The 473-nt window shown below is 41.0% G+C and carries 1 pseudogene; it reads left to right on the top strand.

What is annotated here, in order from left to right:
- Positions 1 to 137 precede the first annotated feature (137 nt).
- Positions 138 to 473, top strand: a pseudogene (locus tag MB14_RS10205) (RagB/SusD family nutrient uptake outer membrane protein); the annotation flags it as partial.

The raw sequence follows: 473 nt of genomic DNA on the forward strand, positions 1-473 counted from the left end.
TGAAAACCTATTCTTCGTGAGCGCAAGAAAAGGATTGAACCCTATGGAAACATTCAACGGAACGCAGGACGCAGGTCTTTACCCTCCTTCAAGAGTATTAACCTTGGGCGTTAACCTAAACTTCTAAAACAAAGACAATGAAATATATTTCAAAAATAATTTTACTCTTCATTGTACTGGCTATAAGCTCATGTAATGAAGAATACCTAGAAACTGCCCCTACCGATCAGCTTGGAGCTGATGAAGTACTGAGCACTATTGTTAACCAAAGAGCTGCTTTGGAAGGAATTCACCGCTATATGTATGGATCTGGTGGCTCTCAAGACGAAGCAGGAGGCTATGGTGACCACATGATCAACTATGATTTCTTAGGACAAGATGTAGTTAACCCTCAAAGAGGTTCTGGTTGGTTTATTGCCGTTCACCAATGGCTTGAGCACAGATCTAACACGAGTTCTTTGGTAAATCAGACT

This window comes from Roseivirga ehrenbergii, assembly GCF_001593005.1.
Classification (GTDB): Bacteria; Bacteroidota; Bacteroidia; order Cytophagales; family Cyclobacteriaceae; genus Roseivirga; species Roseivirga ehrenbergii.